Annotated in this window: 13 protein-coding genes; 4 read left to right on the top strand and 9 right to left on the bottom strand. The window is 74.4% G+C overall.

Annotation, left to right across the window (positions count from 1 at the left end; translation table 11 throughout):
- Positions 1–239: 239 nt before the first annotated feature.
- The 3 genes from IG88_RS0120290 to IG88_RS0120280 all read left to right on the top strand — a co-directional run bounded on the left by IG88_RS0120290 (position 240) and on the right by IG88_RS0120280 (position 1981).
- Positions 240–872 carry a TetR/AcrR family transcriptional regulator gene (locus tag IG88_RS0120290; protein WP_031042958.1) on the top strand — a complete coding sequence of 211 codons (633 nt, stop codon included), beginning with the start codon at positions 240–242 and terminating at the stop codon, positions 870–872.
- A 53-nt stretch (positions 873–925) separates the two neighbouring features.
- Complete coding sequence (locus IG88_RS0120285; protein ID WP_420712091.1) at positions 926–1339, top strand: nuclear transport factor 2 family protein; 414 nt, start codon at positions 926–928, stop codon at positions 1337–1339.
- Between the two features lie 204 nt (positions 1340–1543).
- A complete protein-coding gene (locus IG88_RS0120280) occupies positions 1544–1981 on the top strand; it encodes a glutaredoxin domain-containing protein (protein ID WP_031042953.1) in 438 nt (145 codons plus the stop codon).
- A gap of 6 nt (positions 1982–1987) precedes the next feature.
- Here the strand turns inward: IG88_RS0120280 and galE are convergent, their stop codons facing one another.
- Complete coding sequence (gene galE / locus IG88_RS0120275) at positions 1988–2968, bottom strand: UDP-glucose 4-epimerase GalE (protein WP_031042951.1); 981 nt, start codon at positions 2966–2968, stop codon at positions 1988–1990.
- A gap of 77 nt (positions 2969–3045) precedes the next feature.
- On the bottom strand, positions 3046–3516 hold the full coding sequence (locus IG88_RS0120270; protein WP_031042948.1) for a MarR family winged helix-turn-helix transcriptional regulator: 471 nt from the start codon (positions 3514–3516) through the stop codon (positions 3046–3048).
- A gap of 130 nt (positions 3517–3646) precedes the next feature.
- Here IG88_RS0120270 and IG88_RS0120265 point away from each other — a divergent pair, with 130 nt between their 5' ends.
- Entirely contained in the window at positions 3647–4060 is a 414-nt protein-coding gene (locus IG88_RS0120265; protein WP_031042944.1) for an organic hydroperoxide resistance protein, read from the top strand.
- A gap of 13 nt (positions 4061–4073) precedes the next feature.
- On the opposite strand, the gene IG88_RS0120260 is transcribed toward IG88_RS0120265, so the two are convergent.
- The 7 genes from IG88_RS0120260 to IG88_RS0120230 form a co-directional block, all read right to left on the bottom strand.
- Positions 4074–5627 (bottom strand): hypothetical protein, encoded by a 1554-nt coding sequence (locus tag IG88_RS0120260; RefSeq protein WP_031042941.1) that lies wholly within the window; start codon positions 5625–5627, stop codon positions 4074–4076.
- 92 nt (positions 5628–5719) lie between these two features.
- A complete protein-coding gene (locus tag IG88_RS0120255) occupies positions 5720–7036 on the bottom strand; it encodes a hypothetical protein (RefSeq protein WP_031042936.1) in 1317 nt (438 codons plus the stop codon).
- Positions 7033–9270 carry a bifunctional glycosyltransferase/CDP-glycerol:glycerophosphate glycerophosphotransferase gene (locus IG88_RS0120250; protein ID WP_031042933.1) on the bottom strand — a complete coding sequence of 746 codons (2238 nt, stop codon included), beginning with the start codon at positions 9268–9270 and terminating at the stop codon, positions 7033–7035. The genes IG88_RS0120255 and IG88_RS0120250 overlap by 4 nt, the downstream gene beginning before the upstream one ends.
- A 7-nt stretch (positions 9271–9277) precedes the next feature.
- Positions 9278–11485: a bifunctional glycosyltransferase/CDP-glycerol:glycerophosphate glycerophosphotransferase gene (locus IG88_RS0120245; RefSeq protein ID WP_031042931.1), complete on the bottom strand. Its 2208-nt coding sequence runs from the start codon at positions 11483–11485 to the stop codon at positions 9278–9280.
- A 67-nt stretch (positions 11486–11552) separates the two neighbouring features.
- Positions 11553–13826 carry a bifunctional glycosyltransferase/CDP-glycerol:glycerophosphate glycerophosphotransferase gene (locus IG88_RS0120240; RefSeq protein ID WP_031042926.1) on the bottom strand — a complete coding sequence of 758 codons (2274 nt, stop codon included), beginning with the start codon at positions 13824–13826 and terminating at the stop codon, positions 11553–11555.
- A 164-nt stretch (positions 13827–13990) separates the two neighbouring features.
- Positions 13991–14908 (bottom strand): carbohydrate ABC transporter permease, encoded by a 918-nt coding sequence (locus IG88_RS0120235; RefSeq protein WP_031042923.1) that lies wholly within the window; start codon positions 14906–14908, stop codon positions 13991–13993.
- Positions 14905–16188 carry a carbohydrate ABC transporter permease gene (locus IG88_RS0120230; protein WP_031042920.1) on the bottom strand — a complete coding sequence of 428 codons (1284 nt, stop codon included), beginning with the start codon at positions 16186–16188 and terminating at the stop codon, positions 14905–14907. The genes IG88_RS0120235 and IG88_RS0120230 overlap by 4 nt, the downstream gene beginning before the upstream one ends.
- Positions 16189–16191: the final 3 nt, after the last annotated feature.

Raw genomic sequence — 16191 nt, 5'->3', positions numbered from 1 at the left:
GTCGGGGGCGGGGGCGGCCTGGGCCGACGCCTGGGTCGGGGGCGGGGGGTCGAGGACCTGGCTCACATCCGGTGCTTTCGCTCGGGGGGAGGGGGCGAGAGGGCGACGCCCGTCGTTCACGTGGGTGACCGTGAGTGTTCACTTACGTCGGGACGGCACCGTATCGTCGTAACGGGAGCGTAGGGCGTGGTGACGCCGGAACGCAACCGTTTCGTCGTGACGCCCTATGCTTGGCGCGCATGACGACCAACGCCGCCGCCGACGAGCCGACGCCGCGACCGCGCCGCCGGGCGCCCGCCGGGGCGGCGGTGCTCCGCGCGGACGTGACGGAGGCCATCCGGGCGGCGGTCTTCGAGGAACTGGCGGCGGTCGGGTACGCCCGCATGTCCATCGAGGGCATCGCGCGCCGCGCGGGGGTCGGCAAGACGGCCGTCTACCGGCGCTGGCGCTCCAAGCTGCACCTGGTGCTCGACGTCGTCTCCGCCCTCGCCGTCCAGGGCCTGCCCGCGCCGGACACCGGCTCGCTGGAGGGCGACCTGCGCCTGCTGTACGAGGTGACCTCGCGCGCCCTGCGCCATCCCGTGGCCTCGCAGATCATCCCCGACCTCCAGGCGGAGGCGGCCCGCAACCCCGACATCGCCGAGGCGCTGCAGAAGACCCTGCGCGAGGGCCAGGACGGCGTCGCCAGCAGGATCCTCGCGGCGGCGGCGGAACGCGGCGAACTGCGCCCCGCCCTCGACACCGACCTGGCCCTGGACCTGATCTCGGGGCCGCTGTACTGGCGCTCGGTGGTCGTCCGCGGCCCGAAGCCGCCCAAGGGCTACCTGGGTTCGCTGGCCAGGGCGACGGCCCACGGCCTGAAGGCGCTCTGAGCCCGCGGCCGGGCCCGGCGCCGGCTGTCAGTGGTGTCTGTCACGATGCCTCCATGGACCCGATGAACCCGCAGAACCCGGTGGACGTGAGGGAGCCCGCGGCGGTCGTCCGGGAGTTCTGGGCGCGCATGCAGGCCCGCGACTGGACGGGCCTCGGCGCGCTGCTCGCCGACGACCTGGTGGTGGAGTGGCCGGTCAGCGCCGAGCGGATCGAGGGCCGCGCGGACTTCGTGGGCGTCAACGCGGAGTATCCGGAAGGCTGGTCGATCGAGGTGCTGCGCGTCGTGGCCGACGGCGAGACCGTGGTGTCGGAGGTGGAGGTCCCGCACGAGACGGTCGGCGTCCACCGGGTCGTGTCGCTGTGGACGGTCCGGGACGGCCGCATATCCGGCGGCCGGGAGTACTGGACGGCCCCGGGCTCGGACCCGTCACCGCGGTGGCGGGCGCGCTTCGTGCGACCGCTGTAGGCGGGGTCGGCCCTTCCTCACCGGCCGGCCGCCCGTGGTGCGGCCCTCCGCCGTGGTACGACCCTTCGCCGTGGTGCGGCCCTTCGCCGTGCTGCGGTTCGCGGTCTTCCGCGCGCCCGCGGGGCGCAGCGGCTCGCGGCCCCCGTCCTGGCGGATGTTCCGCGTCGGACGGACGAGCGCCGACAATGGGACCGGAGGGGTGACATGAGACGTGTGTGGACGGGACCGGTGCTGCTGCTGATCGCCGGGGCGGGGGCGGCGACCGGGCCGTTCGTGCAGGGGCGGCCGGGGACGGGGGCCGCGCTGCTGCTGGGATTCGTGGTGCTGGCGACGCTGACCTCGCCGCTGGTCTTCCCTCGGTCGGTCGGCGCGGCGGAAGCCCAGCGGCGCAGTGCCGCCGACGGGCGGCCGGTGGTCTTCTGGCGGCCGGGGTGCGCCTACTGCATGCGGCTGCGCATCCGGCTGGGCCGCAAGGCGCGGCGGCTGCACTGGGTCGACATCTGGCGGGACGAGGCCGGGGCGGAGCTGGTGCGGGGCGTCAACGGCGGCGACGAGACCGTGCCCACGCTGCTGGTGGCGGGCCGGGCCCACACCAACCCCGACCCCGCCTGGGTGCGTGAGCAGGTCTCCTCGCCGCGCTGACCGGCGTCAGTCGCGCGCCGCCTCCGGGTGGAGCCGTACCCAGCCCGCCCATGCCGACGTGACCATGTCCCCGACGTCGTACTTGGCCTTCCAGCCCAGTTCGACGGCGGCGCGGTCGGCCGAGGCGACGACGCGGGCCGGGTCGCCGGGGCGGCGCGGGGTGACCGTCGGGGGCTGGTCGTACCCGGTGAGGGCGTTGATGCGGTCGATCATCTCGCGCACGGAGACGCCCTCGCCCCTGCCGATGTTCAGGGTGAGGGTGCGGCCGGGGGAGGACTGCAGGGCGCGGGCCGCGGCCACGTGGGCCTCCGCCAGGTCGACCACGTGGATGTAGTCGCGCACGCAGGTGCCGTCCGGCGTCGCGTAGTCGTCGCCGAAGATCCGGGGGGCCGCGGACTCCGTGAGCTTCTCGAAGACCATCGGGACGAGGTTGTAGACGCCGGTGTCGGCCAGCTCCGGGCTCGCCGCGCCCGCGACGTTGAAGTAGCGCAGGCAGGCCGTGGCCAGGCCCGCCGCCTTGCCGGTGGCCCGGACCAGCCACTCGCCGGCCAGCTTCGTCTCGCCGTACGGCGACATCGGCACGCACGGCGTCTCCTCGGTCACCAGGTCGACGTCGGGCATGCCGTACACGGCGGCGGAGGAGGAGAAGACGAAGGAGGCGACGTCCGCCTTCGTGACCGCGTCGAGCAGGACGCGCAGCCCCTCGACGTTCTGCTGGTAGTAGTGCAGCGGGAGGTCCACCGACTCGCCGACCTGCTTCTTGGCGGCCAGGTGCACGACACCGGTGACGGAGTGGTCGGCCAGGGCGCGCGCGACCCGCTCGCCGTCCAGGACCGAGCCCACCACCAGGGGGACGCCGTCGGGCACGCGCTCGGCGATGCCGGTGGACAGGTCGTCGTAGACGACGGCCTTCTCGCCCGCCTCGGTCATCGCCCTTACGACGTGCGCCCCGATGTATCCGGCGCCGCCGGTGATCAGCCAGGTCATTGCGGCCGTCCCCTTCGTTCGGTGGTCCTCGCTACCCATGATCCGTCATCCCGGCGCGGACCGGACGCCGGGCGTCGTCAGGGCCGCGCCGGTGCCTGGCCGGTGCCGTACGCGTCCAGGGCCGCCGTGAGCCGGTCGAGGCGGGCGCGCAGGTCCTGGACCTCGGCGAGGTCGAGGCCGGTCGCCGCCGCGATCCGGCGCGGCACCTCGACGGCCCGCTCGCGCAGCGCGGCGCCCTCGCCGGTCAGGCGCACCTGCACCGACCGCTCGTCGCGCGCACTGCGCTCGCGCCGGACCAGACCGGCCGCCTCCAGCCGCTTGAGCAGGGGCGACAGGGTGCCGGAGTCGAGGCGGAGGTGCTCGCCGAGCTTCTTCACGGGCAGCTCGCCGTGCTCCCACAGCACCAGCATCACCAGGTACTGCGGGTAGGTGAGCCCCAGCTCCTTGAGGACCACGCGGTAGACGGCGCCGAAGGCGCGCGACGCGGCGTTCAGGGAGAAGCAGATCTGCTGGTCCAGGCGGAGCCAGTCGGTTGCGGGCGTGGTCATGGGACCCAGGGTAGCGGGACCGGCCTTGTGCGTCATTGAGTTGCGTGGCACTTGGTTGTGCGCAACTGAATTGCGTGCTCTACTGGGTGTGTCAGGCACCCGGCCTCCTTCCGAAAGGGACGGATCTCCCATGGACGCGATCTACACCGCCGCCGCCACCGCCACCCACGGCCGCGACGGCCGCGCCGTCAGCTCCGACGGCACGCTCGACCTCGCGCTCGGCATCCCCGTCGAGATGGGCGGTGACGGCCGGGGCACCAACCCCGAGCAGCTCTTCGCCGCCGGATACGCCGCCTGCTTCGGCAGTGCCCTCGGTGTGGTCGGGCGCGCGGCGAAGGTCGACGTCGCCGACGCCGCCGTCACCGCCGAGGTCGGCATCGGCAAGCAGGGCGAGGGCTTCGCGCTCGCCGTCACCCTCCGGGTCGAGCTGCCCGACGGCATCGAGCCGGAGACCGGACGGCGCCTGGTCGAGCAGGCCCACCAGGTCTGCCCCTACTCCAACGCCACCCGCGGCAACATCCCGGTCGAGCTGGTCGTCGAGTAACCCCGAGGGGTGCTCAGCCGACCCGCGCCAGCACCTCCCCCGTCCGCCCGCTCCACGCCACCACCACCGCCTCCTCGGGCACCGGGTGCCAGCGGGTCAGCAGCAGCCAGCGCACGTGGTAGCGGCGGACGACGGCGGCGCGCCCGGCGCGGGTCGAGTCCGGCGCGAGGTACGCCTCGACGTCGGCCGCCCGGCGCCGCCGCTCCCGCTCGTCCAGCGAGGGGTCCGGCCAGGCGGGCGCCGCGAGGTTCGGCCCGTACCCGGCGATGACGTGCCCGGCGTAGTAGCCGTCGGTGATCACCACCTCGCCGGGGCCGATGTGCCGGGCCGCCCACTCGTACGTCGGCCACTCGGGCGGCCGCGCGAAGCCGACCGGGTCCAGCGCGCGCGGCACCACCGCCCCCACGTGGACGGTGAGGAACCCGACCAGGGCACCGGCCGCCGCGGTCCAGCCCAGCGCCGTCCGCCACCGTGCCCACGGCCTGGGCGCCGCCAGCTCCACCGCCAGCGCGAACTGCAGCGGCACCAGCGTGAGCCCGAGGATCCGGCCGTAGGTGTAGTGGCCGCTGAACCAGCCGTAGGCCACCACCACGCAGTCCAGCGCGAACATCAGCACCAGCGGGTCCCGCCGCGAGCGGCGTCCGCGGACCCACAGGGCCGGCAGGCCGAGCAGGGCCAGCCAGAACTCCCCGGGCAGGTGGAGGTAGAGGACCCGGTGGATCGCGTCCACGCTGCCGTCGCCCGCCAGCGCGAACACGTCGAAGTACGGCCAGGCCGCCGCCGCCCCCACCGCCACGGCGCCCGTCAGCGCCCACCGCCCCACGACCCGCCCCCGCCACCCGCGCTGCCACCCGGCCACCAGCGCCACCGCGCCGAGCACCGCCGCCACCGAGGTGATCGGGTGGACCAGCAGGATCAGGCCGTACAGGACGCCCAGCGCCGCGTATCCGGGCAGGCCGCGCAGCCCGCTCGGGCCCACGTACCGCACCCGGCGCGTGTCCCGGGCCCGCGCGCCGGTCAGCGCCCAGGCCCAGAAGGTGAGCCCGATCGCGAACGTCGACGGGTAGCCGAGGTTGCCCGTCATCGACATCAGCCCGAGGTAGCCGCTCCACCAGGCCCGCTCGGTGCCCCACAGCAGCGTCATCGTGCCCAGCGCGAGCACCGGCGCCCACGGCCGCGGGGTCAGCACCCGCACGAAACGGTTCAGGCCGGTCAGCAGCACCAGCAGGTTCAGCGGCCCGGCGAGCCGCACCACCTCCCAGCCGCCCAGCCCCGTCAGCCGCGCGAACGCGCCCTCGGCCACCGCGTACGGCGAGTAGTAGGCACTGCCCGCGCCCGGCAGGTCGGCCATCGGGTGGCGCGGGTGGAGGAGGTCGGCCTTCAGGCGTTCGACGACGGCCGCGTGCTGGCCCGCGTCGCAGCACAGCGGCACCGCCCAGTACGCCAGCGTCACCACGACGAAGAAGCAGAATCCGGCGACCTGGTACGGGGTGGGGCGCCAGGTGCGGCGGCCGCGCAACGCCGTCGCGCCGCTCGCGGGCCGCCGGTCGAGGACGCCGGCGCTCACCGGACGGCCGGGGAAAGGGGCATTCGGGGCATTTGCCGTATGTTCCCGATGGTGTGCGGCCCATGACCCCAAGTCACCTCAACGGGTGACGCTCAGCCGACCGCCTCCGCCCGCTCCACCTGCCCCTGCACCGGCACCGGCACCCGGCCGCCCCGCACCACCGGCTCCAGCAGCAGCGGCAGCCCGGCCACCGGCAGCAGCCACGCCAGCACGATCAGCCGCTCGCCCCAGATGTTGATGTCCGGATGCCCGGCCTGCGTCATGATCCCCGTGCCCGCCGCCGCGACCAGGAAGACGCCGACCGCGCCGCCGCGCCGCAGCGCGCCCCACGCCCCGGCGGCCAGCGCCGCCAGGAACAGCGGCTGCCCGGCCTGCCTGCGCAGCCACTCGACCCAGAAGTTGCCCTGCAACTGCCAGAACTCCGGCCACGGGTGGAGACGGTCGGGACGGGCGTAGTGGCCGGTGAGCAGGTCCTGGAGGCTGTCCGCCTCCGAGGGGTAGTGCAGCAGCCGCGCCAGCAGCACGGTGACGGCCGCGCCCGCCAGGCCCACGGCCGCGAGCGCCAGCACCTCCCGGGGCGCCGGGCCGCCCGGCCGCAGACGGCGTCGCCGGTGCCGCCGCAGCGCGAGCAGCGCGCCCGCCGCCGCCAGGGCGAGACCCAGGAACAGCGCCTGCGAGTGCTTGACCGTGAACAGGGCGAGCAGACAACCGGCGACCAGCGCCAGCCCCGCCCGCGGCCGGCCCGCCCGCAGGACCAGCGCGCAGCCCCACACCGCCCCCAGGGTCAGCGCCATCAGCAGGCCCTCGGTCATCGGGCGCATCGCGGTCGTCCCGCACGGCAGCACGTAGTACAGCGCCTGCCCGGTCAGGGCGAGCGGCACCGGCACCGCCAGGGTGCGCAGGACCAGGAAGACCAGCACGCCGCCCGTGCACGCGATCACCACCCCCGCCGCCCACAGCCCCCACGCCGGCCCGAAGGCCAGGACGAACGGCACCAGGAACGCCGGGTAGCCGGGCCGCGCCTCGAAGATCGCCATGAAGCGCTCCGACATGTACGGCACCGTGTGCCCGCCGGTCTGTCCCGCCGCCAGCCGCGGCCGGACCGCCGCCCACTCCCGCTCGCGGCACTCGGCCGTCACCGCGGGGGCGGGGTCGGGGCGGTGGAAGCGGATCACGTGCACGCTCTGGTCCCGGCGGGCCCGCTCGGCCCGGCTCGCGCACACGTAGTCGATGGTGGCCGTCGCCACCTCGTGCTTGCTCCGGCCGGCCAGGCTCAGCGCGTACGACAGGTAGTTCTTGGTGTCGGGGGTGTCCCGGCCGGTGACGTTGGCGAGCTGGAGCACGGCGAAGACGGCGGCCAGGACCAGCACCCCCAGGACCGGGCCGCGCACCCGGCTGCGGGGTCTCATGTCGAGGGCAGCAGGTCGCGCCCGGACGGGACGCCCCGGGCGCCGGGGACGCCGGAGGGCTCCGGGCCGGGCATCGCCTCGCCGAGCAGCAGCGTCCGCACCACCCGCTCGGCGGCCCGGCCGTCCTCGTACTCGCAGTACCGGGAGCGGAACGCCGCCCGCATCCGCGCCGCCTCCTCGTCCCGCCACGCCCCGGACGCCAGCAGCCACGCCAGCTCCCGGTAGGAGCGCGAGACGTGCCCGGGCGCCTCCTCGGTGATGTCGAAGTACGTGCCGCGGGTCGCCGCGTACGGGCCCCAGTCGTCGGCGTGGACCACGATCGGCCGGTCCAGGAGGACGTAGTCGAACAGCAGGGCGGAGTAGTCGGTGATCAGCAGGTCGGAGGCGAGCATCAGGTCCTCGACGTGCGGTTCGTCCGTCACGTCGACCACCACGCCCCGCCGGTGCAGCTCCGACAGGCCCAGGCCGCGCGCCGGGCCGGTGGCGAGGGAGGGGTGCAGCCGGACCAGCAGCGTGTGGTCCTCGCCGAGGTCGGCGGCGAGCCGGGCCACGTCCAGGCGTTCCACGAGCCCCCCGCGCCGGTACTCGCGGCGGGTCGGCGCGTACAGCACGACGGTGTTCCCGGCGGGGACACCGAGCCGCTCGCGGACCCGGCGGCCGTCCTCGGGACCGGCGTTGACCAGGACGTCGTTGCGCGGGCTGCCGGTGCGCGCGGAGGTGAAGTGGCACGGGTAGGCCCGCTCCCAGATCCGCTCCGCGTACCGGCCCGCGACCAGGCTGTGGTCCCAGCGGTCGGCCCGGCGCAGCATCTGCGGCACGTCCAGGCCGTGCCGGGCGCCGGGCCTGCCCAGCAGGTCGACGCCCATGCACTTGAGCGGGGTGCCCTGGTGGGTGTGGACGTGGACGCTGCCGTCCCGCTTCGCCACCGCTCCGGGCCAGTTGACGTTGTTGACGAGGAACGCCGCCCGCTCGGTCACCCGGCGGTAGGCGGCACTGCCCAGGAGCACGTACTCGGTGCCCGGCGGCAGCAGCGCGGGGTCCGCCGCGCACTCCTCGTCGCGCACCACCCACACCCCGCGCAGGTGCGGCGCGTGCTCCCGGGCCGCACGGTGGATCGCCGCGGGGTCGCCGAGGACGCCCCGGTGCGAGAAGGCCGAGTACACGACCAGGTCCGGGTCCAGCGCCCGGCGGGGGAGCAGGACGGCCGCCGCCCCACGCGCCCGCCGGGCGGCCGCGCCGCGGGCCTGCCGGGTCCGGCGCTCCAGCTCCCGCGCCGCCCGCCCGGAGTCCCGGCGCACCCGGTAGGCGGCGTACGAGCCCTCCAGCACCCGCAGTCCGGCCGGGACCTCGGCGTCCTTCGGCCGGTGGGCGCGGAACATCCCGGCCGTGCGGCGGAAGAACTCGGCCCGGTCGGACGGCGGCAGCCGGTCCGGCTTGGAGAGGATGTCCAGGCAGTGCTCGCCCATCTTGGCGTGCAGGAACGGCCGCCACCGGGCCGCGAGTTCCGGGCGGGCGTCGAGGAAGGCGAAGACCCGCTCGTACTGCGCGTGGACGTCGAAGTGCTTGCGGCTGGTCGTGGACAGGATGTTGCCCTGGCGGCGCTGGCGGTAGTTCAGGCAGATCCGGTCCAGCGCGGCGATCCGCTCCGCGCTGAACATGACCGGGAACGTCCAGGGCGTGTCCTCGTAGTAGCCCGGCGGGAAGGTGAAGCCCTCCCGCTCGACGAAGGCGCGCCGGTAGAGCTTGTTCCACACCACCATCAGCAGGTCGAGGATCTCCGGGTGCCCGGCCGCCGTGAACGTGCCGTCGCCGGCCTCCGCGAGCACCCGGGCCAGGGCGTTGCGCCGGGTGCCGCCCCACCAGTAGGTGCGCGCGTAGTCGAAGACCAGCACGTCCGGGTCGTCCGTCTCCGCGAGCCGGTCGGCCATGGCGCGCAGCGCGCCCGGGGTGAGGGTGTCGTCGCTGTCCAGGAAGAAGAGGTAGTCGCCACCGGCGTGCGGCATCCCGGCGTTGCGGGCCCGGCCGAGACCGACGTTCTCCTCCAGGTGCAGTACGCGCACCCGGTCGTCGCGGGCCGCGTACTCGTCCAGGATCGCCCCCGAACCCTCCGGGGAGCAGTCGTCGACGGCGATCACCTCGATGTCCCGGAAGGACTGGTCCAGGACCGAGTCGAGGCACTCGCGCAGGAACCCCTGCACCTTGAAGCAGGGGACGATGACGCTGAAGCGGGGCACGGCGGGGTCAGCTCCTTACGAGGGTGGCGGCGGGGGCCGGGACGCGCCGGGCGAGCGGCACCACGGGCGGCAGGGCCTCGGGCGGTTCGCCGAGCAGCACCCGGCGGACGACGCGTTCGGCGGCCCGGCCGTCGTCGAACTCGCAGAACCGCTCCCGGAAGGCCGCCCGCAGCGCCGTCGACCCCGCGTCCGCGTAGGTGCCGTCGGCGAAGAGGCGGGCCAGCTCCTGCGGCGTGCGCGCCACCGGTCCGGGCGGGGCCGCCATCAGGTCGAAGTAGACGCCGCGGGTCTCCCGGTAGACGTCCCAGTCGTCGGCGTACACGACGATCGGGCGGTCCAGGTTGGCGTAGTCGAACATGATGGACGAGTAGTCCGTGATCAGCGCGTCCGCGGCCAGGCACACGTCCTCCGAGGAGCGGTGCGCGGTCACGTCGATGATCCGGCCGGTGCGTTCCCGCTTCCCGCCCCGGTCGTAGAAGTAGTGGGCGCGCAGCAGCACCACCACGTCCTCGCCGGCCGCCTCGCAGAACGCCTCCAGGTCCAGGCCGCCCGCGCCGAACCCGGTCTCCCAGTCCCGGTGCGTCGGCGCGTACAGGACCGCCGTCTTCCCCTCCGGGACGCCCAGTTCGCGCCGGACGCGGGCCACGTCCTCGGCGGTCGCGGTGCAGTAGACGTCGTTGCGCGGGTAGCCGTACTCCAGGTGCTCGTAGGAGCCGGGGAAGGCGCGTTCCCACATCTGGGTGGAGTGCCGGTTGGCGGACAGGTTGTAGTCCCAGCGGTCCACCCGGCCGAGCAGCTTGGTGAAGCTGCCGGTGGCCGCCGCCACCACCGGGTACGGCGACTGGTCCACGCCCATCGTCTTCAGCGGTGTGCCGTGCTGCGTCTGCAGGTGCACGCTGCCGGGGCGCTTGACGACGCCCTCGGCGAAGTTGGCGTTGTTCACGAGGTACGTGGCGCGGGCCAGCACCTCCCAGTACCGGTGACTGCCGATGACGGCGTGCTCGACGCCCTCCGGCACGGTGTGCGCCTGGTCCGGCTCGACGAGGAACACCGACCTGAGGTGCGGGGCGAGTTCGCGGGCCTTGGCGTGGATCGCGGCCGGGTTGCAGGCGTAGCCGCGGCCCCAGTAGGCGCAGTACACGACGAGGTTCGGGTCCAGCGGGCGGCGCAGGTGGCGGCGGTAGCGCAGCCGGGTGCGCAGTCCCCGCGGCCACGGCAGGCGGCGCAGGACGCCGGTCGCGGCCCGGTTGACGGCGCGCAGCGCGCGGAAGCCGGTGTACGAGCCCGACGCCAGCAGCCGGTGCTGCACGCCGAGCCGTCCGCCCGGCGGCCGGAAGCCCGCGGGGCGGTGGCGCCGGTAGAGGCGGCTCGCCCGGCGGTAGAAGGCGCGGCGCCCCCGGCGGGTCAGCCGCCGGGGATGGGTCGCCGTCTTCAGGACCGCCGCGAAGAGCTGCTCGAACAGGGGGCCGAGGCGCTCGGGGGGCAGTCCCCGCTCGGCGGCGTACCCGAGCGCCAGCTCGGTCTGGTCGAGCAGGTCCGCGTGGTGCTCGCCGGGCAGGTTCAGCCGGTTGCCCTGGCGCCGCACCCGGTGCCGCACGGCCACGGCGCGCAGCACCGCCACGCGCTCGGCGCGCACCGCGACCCGGGCACCGAAGCCGACGTCCGTGAAGTGCCCGGCGGTGAAGTCCAGCCCGCGTTCGGCGAGGAAGGTGCGGCGGTGCACCGCGCTCCACGCGGGCAGGTGCACACCGGTCAGGTGCGGGGCGCGGTCGGGGGAGAAGGCGCCGTCCGGGGCCCTGGCGAGGAGCGGGGCGGCCGGGTTGGTGGTCTCGCCCTCCCACCAGGGCACGCGCTCGTACTCGAAGTACAGGACGTCGACGCCGCCGGTGTCCGCCAGCCGCGCGTCCAGGGCCGCCAGCGCGCCGGGCACCAGGACGTCGTCGCCGTCGAGGAACAGCAGGTAGGCGCCGGTCGCCGCCCGCATCCCGGCGTTGCGGGCGCCGGCCAGGCCGGCCGACGGCGGCGAGTGCACCGGCGTCACCCGGGAGTCCCGCTCGGCGTGCTCCCCGGCGACGTCCGCCGCCGTGCCGTCCGGGCCGTCGCAGACCGGGATCAGCTCGAAGTCGCCGAAGGACTGGCCGAGGACCGAGTCCAGTGCCTGGGAGAGCCGCCCCGCGACCCCATGGGACGGGACGATGATGCTGAAGCGGGGCATGCTGCTCTTTCTCTTCTCTCACTCGCCGGACGGGAGCCCGGAGGAACTCCCGGTGGACCAACGGCGGTCAGAGGCTGTCGGTGACGGTGCGGGGCCCCGCGGGTTGCGGCACCGTGGCCAGCGGGGCGGGGGTGCGGACGAGGGCCGCCGGGGGCACGGGGCGGCGCTCGGCGAGCGGCACGACCGGCGGCAGGTCGCGCTCGCCCAGGACGACGCGGCGTACGACGCGTTCGGCGGCGCGGCCGTCGTCGTACGGGCAGAACCGCTCGCGGAAGGCGGCCCGCAGCCGGGCGGACCGGGTGCCGTGCCACTCTCCGCAGGCGAACACGCCGATCAGCTCGTCCTCGTCCCGGGCGATCGGGCCCGGCGGGAAGGACCGCAGGTCGACGTAGGTGCCGCGGACCGCCTCGTACGCCTCCGGCTCGTCGGCGTGGAGCACGATCGGGCGGTCCAGTCCCGCGCAGTCGAACATCAGGGACGAGTAGTCGGTCACCAGGGCGTCGGCGGCCAGGCACAGCGACTCCACGTGCGGGTGGCCGCTGACGTCCAGCACCCGGCCGGCGGAGGCGGCCAGGGGCCCGCCGTGGGAGGGGTGGGCGCGGGCCAGCACCATGAAGCGCGGGCCGAGGCGGCGCACGACCCGCTCCAGGTCCAGGGCGGCGCGCTGGGTGCGCCGGTAGTCGCGGTGGGTGGGCGCGTACAGGATCGCGACCGTGCCCTCCGGGATGCCGAGGGTCTCGCGCAGCCGGGCCACGTCCGCCGCCGTCGCCCGCTGGAGGACGTCGGTGCGCGGCTGCCCGTGTTCGAGGGTGGTCCAGCCGCCGGGGTGGACGCGTTCCCAGGTCAGGGTGGAGTGGCGGTTGGCGGAGACCACGTAGTCCCAGGAGCCGGCCTCGCGCAGCAGCCGGGTGAAGTCGGTGCCGCGGGCGACGCCGGGGCGCTCCTGGAGGTCCAGGCCCATGTGCTTGAGGGGCGTCCCCGCCTGCGTCTGCACCAGGACCTGGCCCCGCCGCCTGACCAGGCCGGGACCGAAGGGCGCGTCGCACACCAGGTAACGGGAGCGGGCCAGGGCCGTCGCGTGGGCCGCGGTGCCCGGTGTCAGGCGGCGGGTGGCGGGCGGAACGGTGTGGTGGTGCGCCGGGTCGGCGGCCCACGCCGTGCGCACGTGCGGCGCGAGGCGGCGGAACGCCTCCTCCAGCGCGCCCGGGTCGCGGCCGTAGCCCCGGTTCCCCCCGACGGCGAAGACGGCCCGGTCGGCGCGGAGCGGGAGGCAGCGCTGGACGCGGTAGTGCAGGCGCAGGGCGCCGGTCCGGGCGGCGCGCAGGAGGGCCGACGCGCCCTTCGCCGTACGGCGGCGCAGTGCCGAGGCCAGGCGGAGGGCGGCGTAGGTGCGGCGCAGGCCGAGGCGGAGCAGGGCGTGGCGCAGGCGGACGGGCAGCGGGGCGGGGGCGCCGGGCACCCGGTAGCGGCGGCAGTGGACGCGGGCCCGGCGCAGGAACTCGGCGCGCAGGGAGCGCGGGAGGCGGTCGGGGCGGGTGTACACCGTGGTGAGGTGGTCGGCCATGCGGCGGTACAGGAGGGGGCGCCAGCGGGCCGCGTCCGGGTGCGTGGCCTCGCGGGCCTCCAGGAACGCGAAGAGGCGGTCGTACTGCGTGAACACGTCCAGGTGCCGCTCGCCCGGGGTGCCGAGGATGCTGCCCCGCAGGCGCTGGCGGTAGTGCACGCAGACCCGGTCCAGGGTGGCGATGGACCCCGCCGTGATCAGGGCCGGGTAGGTCCACGGGGTGTCCTCGTAGTAGCCCGGCGGGAAGGTGAGGCCCTCGCGCTCGGCGAACTCCCGCCGCACCGCCTTGTTCCAGGCCACCATGAGCAGCTTCAGCAGCCCCGGCCGGTCGGCGAGCCGGAACGGTGCCGGGCCCTGCTCGGTGAGGTGCGCGGCGGCCTGGTTGCGGACGGTCTCGCCGGTCCAGTAGGTACGCGCGTAGTCGTAGACCAGGACGTCCGGGTCGCCGGTCTCCTTGATCCGGTCGGCGACGGCCCGCAGCGCGTGCGGGGTGAGGGTGTCGTCGCCGTCGAGGAAGACCAGGTAGTCGCCGGCCGCCCGCTCCATCCCGGCGTTGCGGGCGGGGCCCAGGCCCTCGTTGCGCGGCAGGCGGACGACGCGGACGCGCGGGTCCAGGGCCGCGAACTCGTCGGCGATCGCGCCGCAGGCGTCCGGCGAGTAGTCGTCGACCACGATCACCTCGAAGTCCGGGTACGACTGGGCCAGCACCGACTCCAGGCACGCGTGCAGATACGCCTGAACCTGATGCGCGGGAACGATGACACTGAACCTGGGCACGGGGACATCCATGGGTCGGCGGGATCGGCGCGGGCGTTCTGCCCGGCAACGGCCCCCGGAGCGACTTGGTTACGGCCCCCGCGGCATCCGGGGGATGTTGTGCCCGTACGTGTGAAGGGGCGGACCGGAAACCGGCCCGCCCCTCAAGGGTGGTGTCGCGCCGTCTACTTGACGGCACCCGCCATGACCCCGGAGACGAACTGCCGCTGGAACGCGAAGAACACGGCCAGCGGGATCACCATGGAGATGAACGCCCCCGGCGCCAGCACGTCGATGTTGTTCCCGAACTGCCGCACCTGCGTCTGCAGGGCGACCGTGATCGGCTGGCTCCCGGAGTCCGAGAAGATCAGCGCGACCAGCATGTCGTTCCACACCCACAGGAACTGGAAGATGCCCAGGCTCGCGATCGCGGGCCCGCCCAGCGGCATCACCACCCGCGCGAACAGCCGCAGTTCGCCCGCGCCGTCCAGCCGGGCCGCCTCCAGCAGCTCCCGCGGGATCTCCGCGAAGAAGTTCCGCAGCAGGAACACCGCGAAGGGCAGACCGAAGCCCACGTGGAAGAGGATCACCCCGAGGATGGAACCGAACAGGCCGATCCTGCCGAAGAGTTCGGCGATCGGGATGAGCGCGACCTGCACGGGCACGACGAGCAGTCCGACCACGGCCAGGAACCACCAGTCGCGGCCGGGGAAGTCCATCCACGCGAACGCGTACCCGGCCAGCGCCCCGATGACCACGACCAGGACGGTCGCGGGAACGGTGATCAGGGCGGTGTTGAGGAGGGAAGAGGTGATGTCGCCGTTCTTGAGCAGCTCCTCGTAGCTCTGGAAGGTGAGCTGGGACGGCTCGGTGAAGACCTTCCACCACCCGCTCGCCGCCATGTCCCGGGGCGTGCGCAGCGAGGACAGCAGCAGTCCGATCGTCGGGACCAGCCAGAACAGGCCCACCACGATCAGGAACACCCGGACGAGCCCGCCGCTGACGGCCTCGGCGAGCCGGGACCCGAGCGGCTGCCTCGCCCTGACGGCCGGCCCGGGCGGCTGTGCGGCCGCCGTGGTGAGGGAACCCGCCTCCGCGGTCATCGCCGCACCTCCCGCCGCAGCCGCCGTATGTTGAACCACATCACCGGGATCACCAGGAGCAGCAGGAACACCGCGATGGCGCTGGCGATGCCCGGCTGGTCGGAGGCGAAGCCCTTGCGGTACAGCTCCAGGGCGAGCACGTTCGCGTCGTCCTGGGAGGAGCCCGGGGCGATGATGAAGACCAGGTCGAAGACCTTCAGCACGTTGATCATCAGGGTGACGACGACCACCGCGAGGACCGGCGCCAGCAGCGGCACCGTGACCCGTCGGAAGACCTGCCACTCGTTGGCGCCGTCCACCCGGGCGGCCTCCAGCAGTTCCCTGGGGACCCCGGCCAGGCCCGCCGCGATCAGCACCATCGCGAAGCCCGCCCACATCCACACGTACGACCCGATGATGGCCGGGGTCACGAGGGAGGGGCCGAGCCAGTTCAGGCCGTTGTACGGCTCCTTGAAGTTGTCGGCGGGCAGCCTGAGCAGCGCCCCGTCGGCCGCCGCGGGCAGCGTGAAGGTGCCGTCCCCGGCCGCCGTGGCCGACGCGACCACCTTGCCGTCCTTGACCGCCTCGATCTTCATCCCGGCGTAGCCCAGCTCGGCCGCGTCGACGGCACCCAGCCTGCCGACGCCCTTGCCGCGGGTGAAGTCCTGCCAGGCGGTGCCGGTGACCCTGCCCTCCTCCGGCTCGGCGGCCACGGCGTTCTTCGCGTCGCCGGGCATCTGCTCGGGTGCGACGCCCACGAGGGGCAGGACGACCGGGGTGCCCGCGCTGACCGGCTGCTTCGTGATGAACGCGCCGCCGCCGGCCGGTTCCAGCGGCGAGTCGCGGCCCGGGTGCGCCTTCGGGAACGCGGACGACTCGGCGAACGTGTCGTGCACTCCCACCCACACCGCGTTGGCGACGCCCTTGTCCGGGTCCTGGTCGTACACCAGGCGGAAGATGATGCCCGCCGCGAGCATCGAGATCGCCATCGGCATGAAGACGACCAGCTTGAACGCCGTGCCCCAGCGGATGCGTTCGGTCAGCACCGCGAAGACCAGGCCGAGCGCGGTGGCGACCGTCGGCGCGAACACCACCCAGATGACGTTGTTCTTCAGGGCGGTGCGGATGCCGTCGTCGGTGAACAGCGCCTCGTAGTTGTCGAACCCGGCGAAGGAGTCGCCGGACTGGTCGTAGAAGCTGCGGATCAGCGAGTACCCGACCGGGTAGACCACGAGCGCGCCGAGCAGCACCAGGGCGGGCAGCAGGAACAGCGCCACCACCGACCTGCGGGTGCCCGTCACGCT

The sequence above is a fragment of the Streptomyces sp. NRRL F-5650 genome (assembly GCF_000721365.1).
GTDB lineage: Bacteria > Actinomycetota > Actinomycetes > Streptomycetales > Streptomycetaceae > Streptomyces > Streptomyces ardesiacus.
Note: the sequence above shows the minus strand (reverse complement) of the source record. Positions and strands in the feature narration are given on the sequence as shown.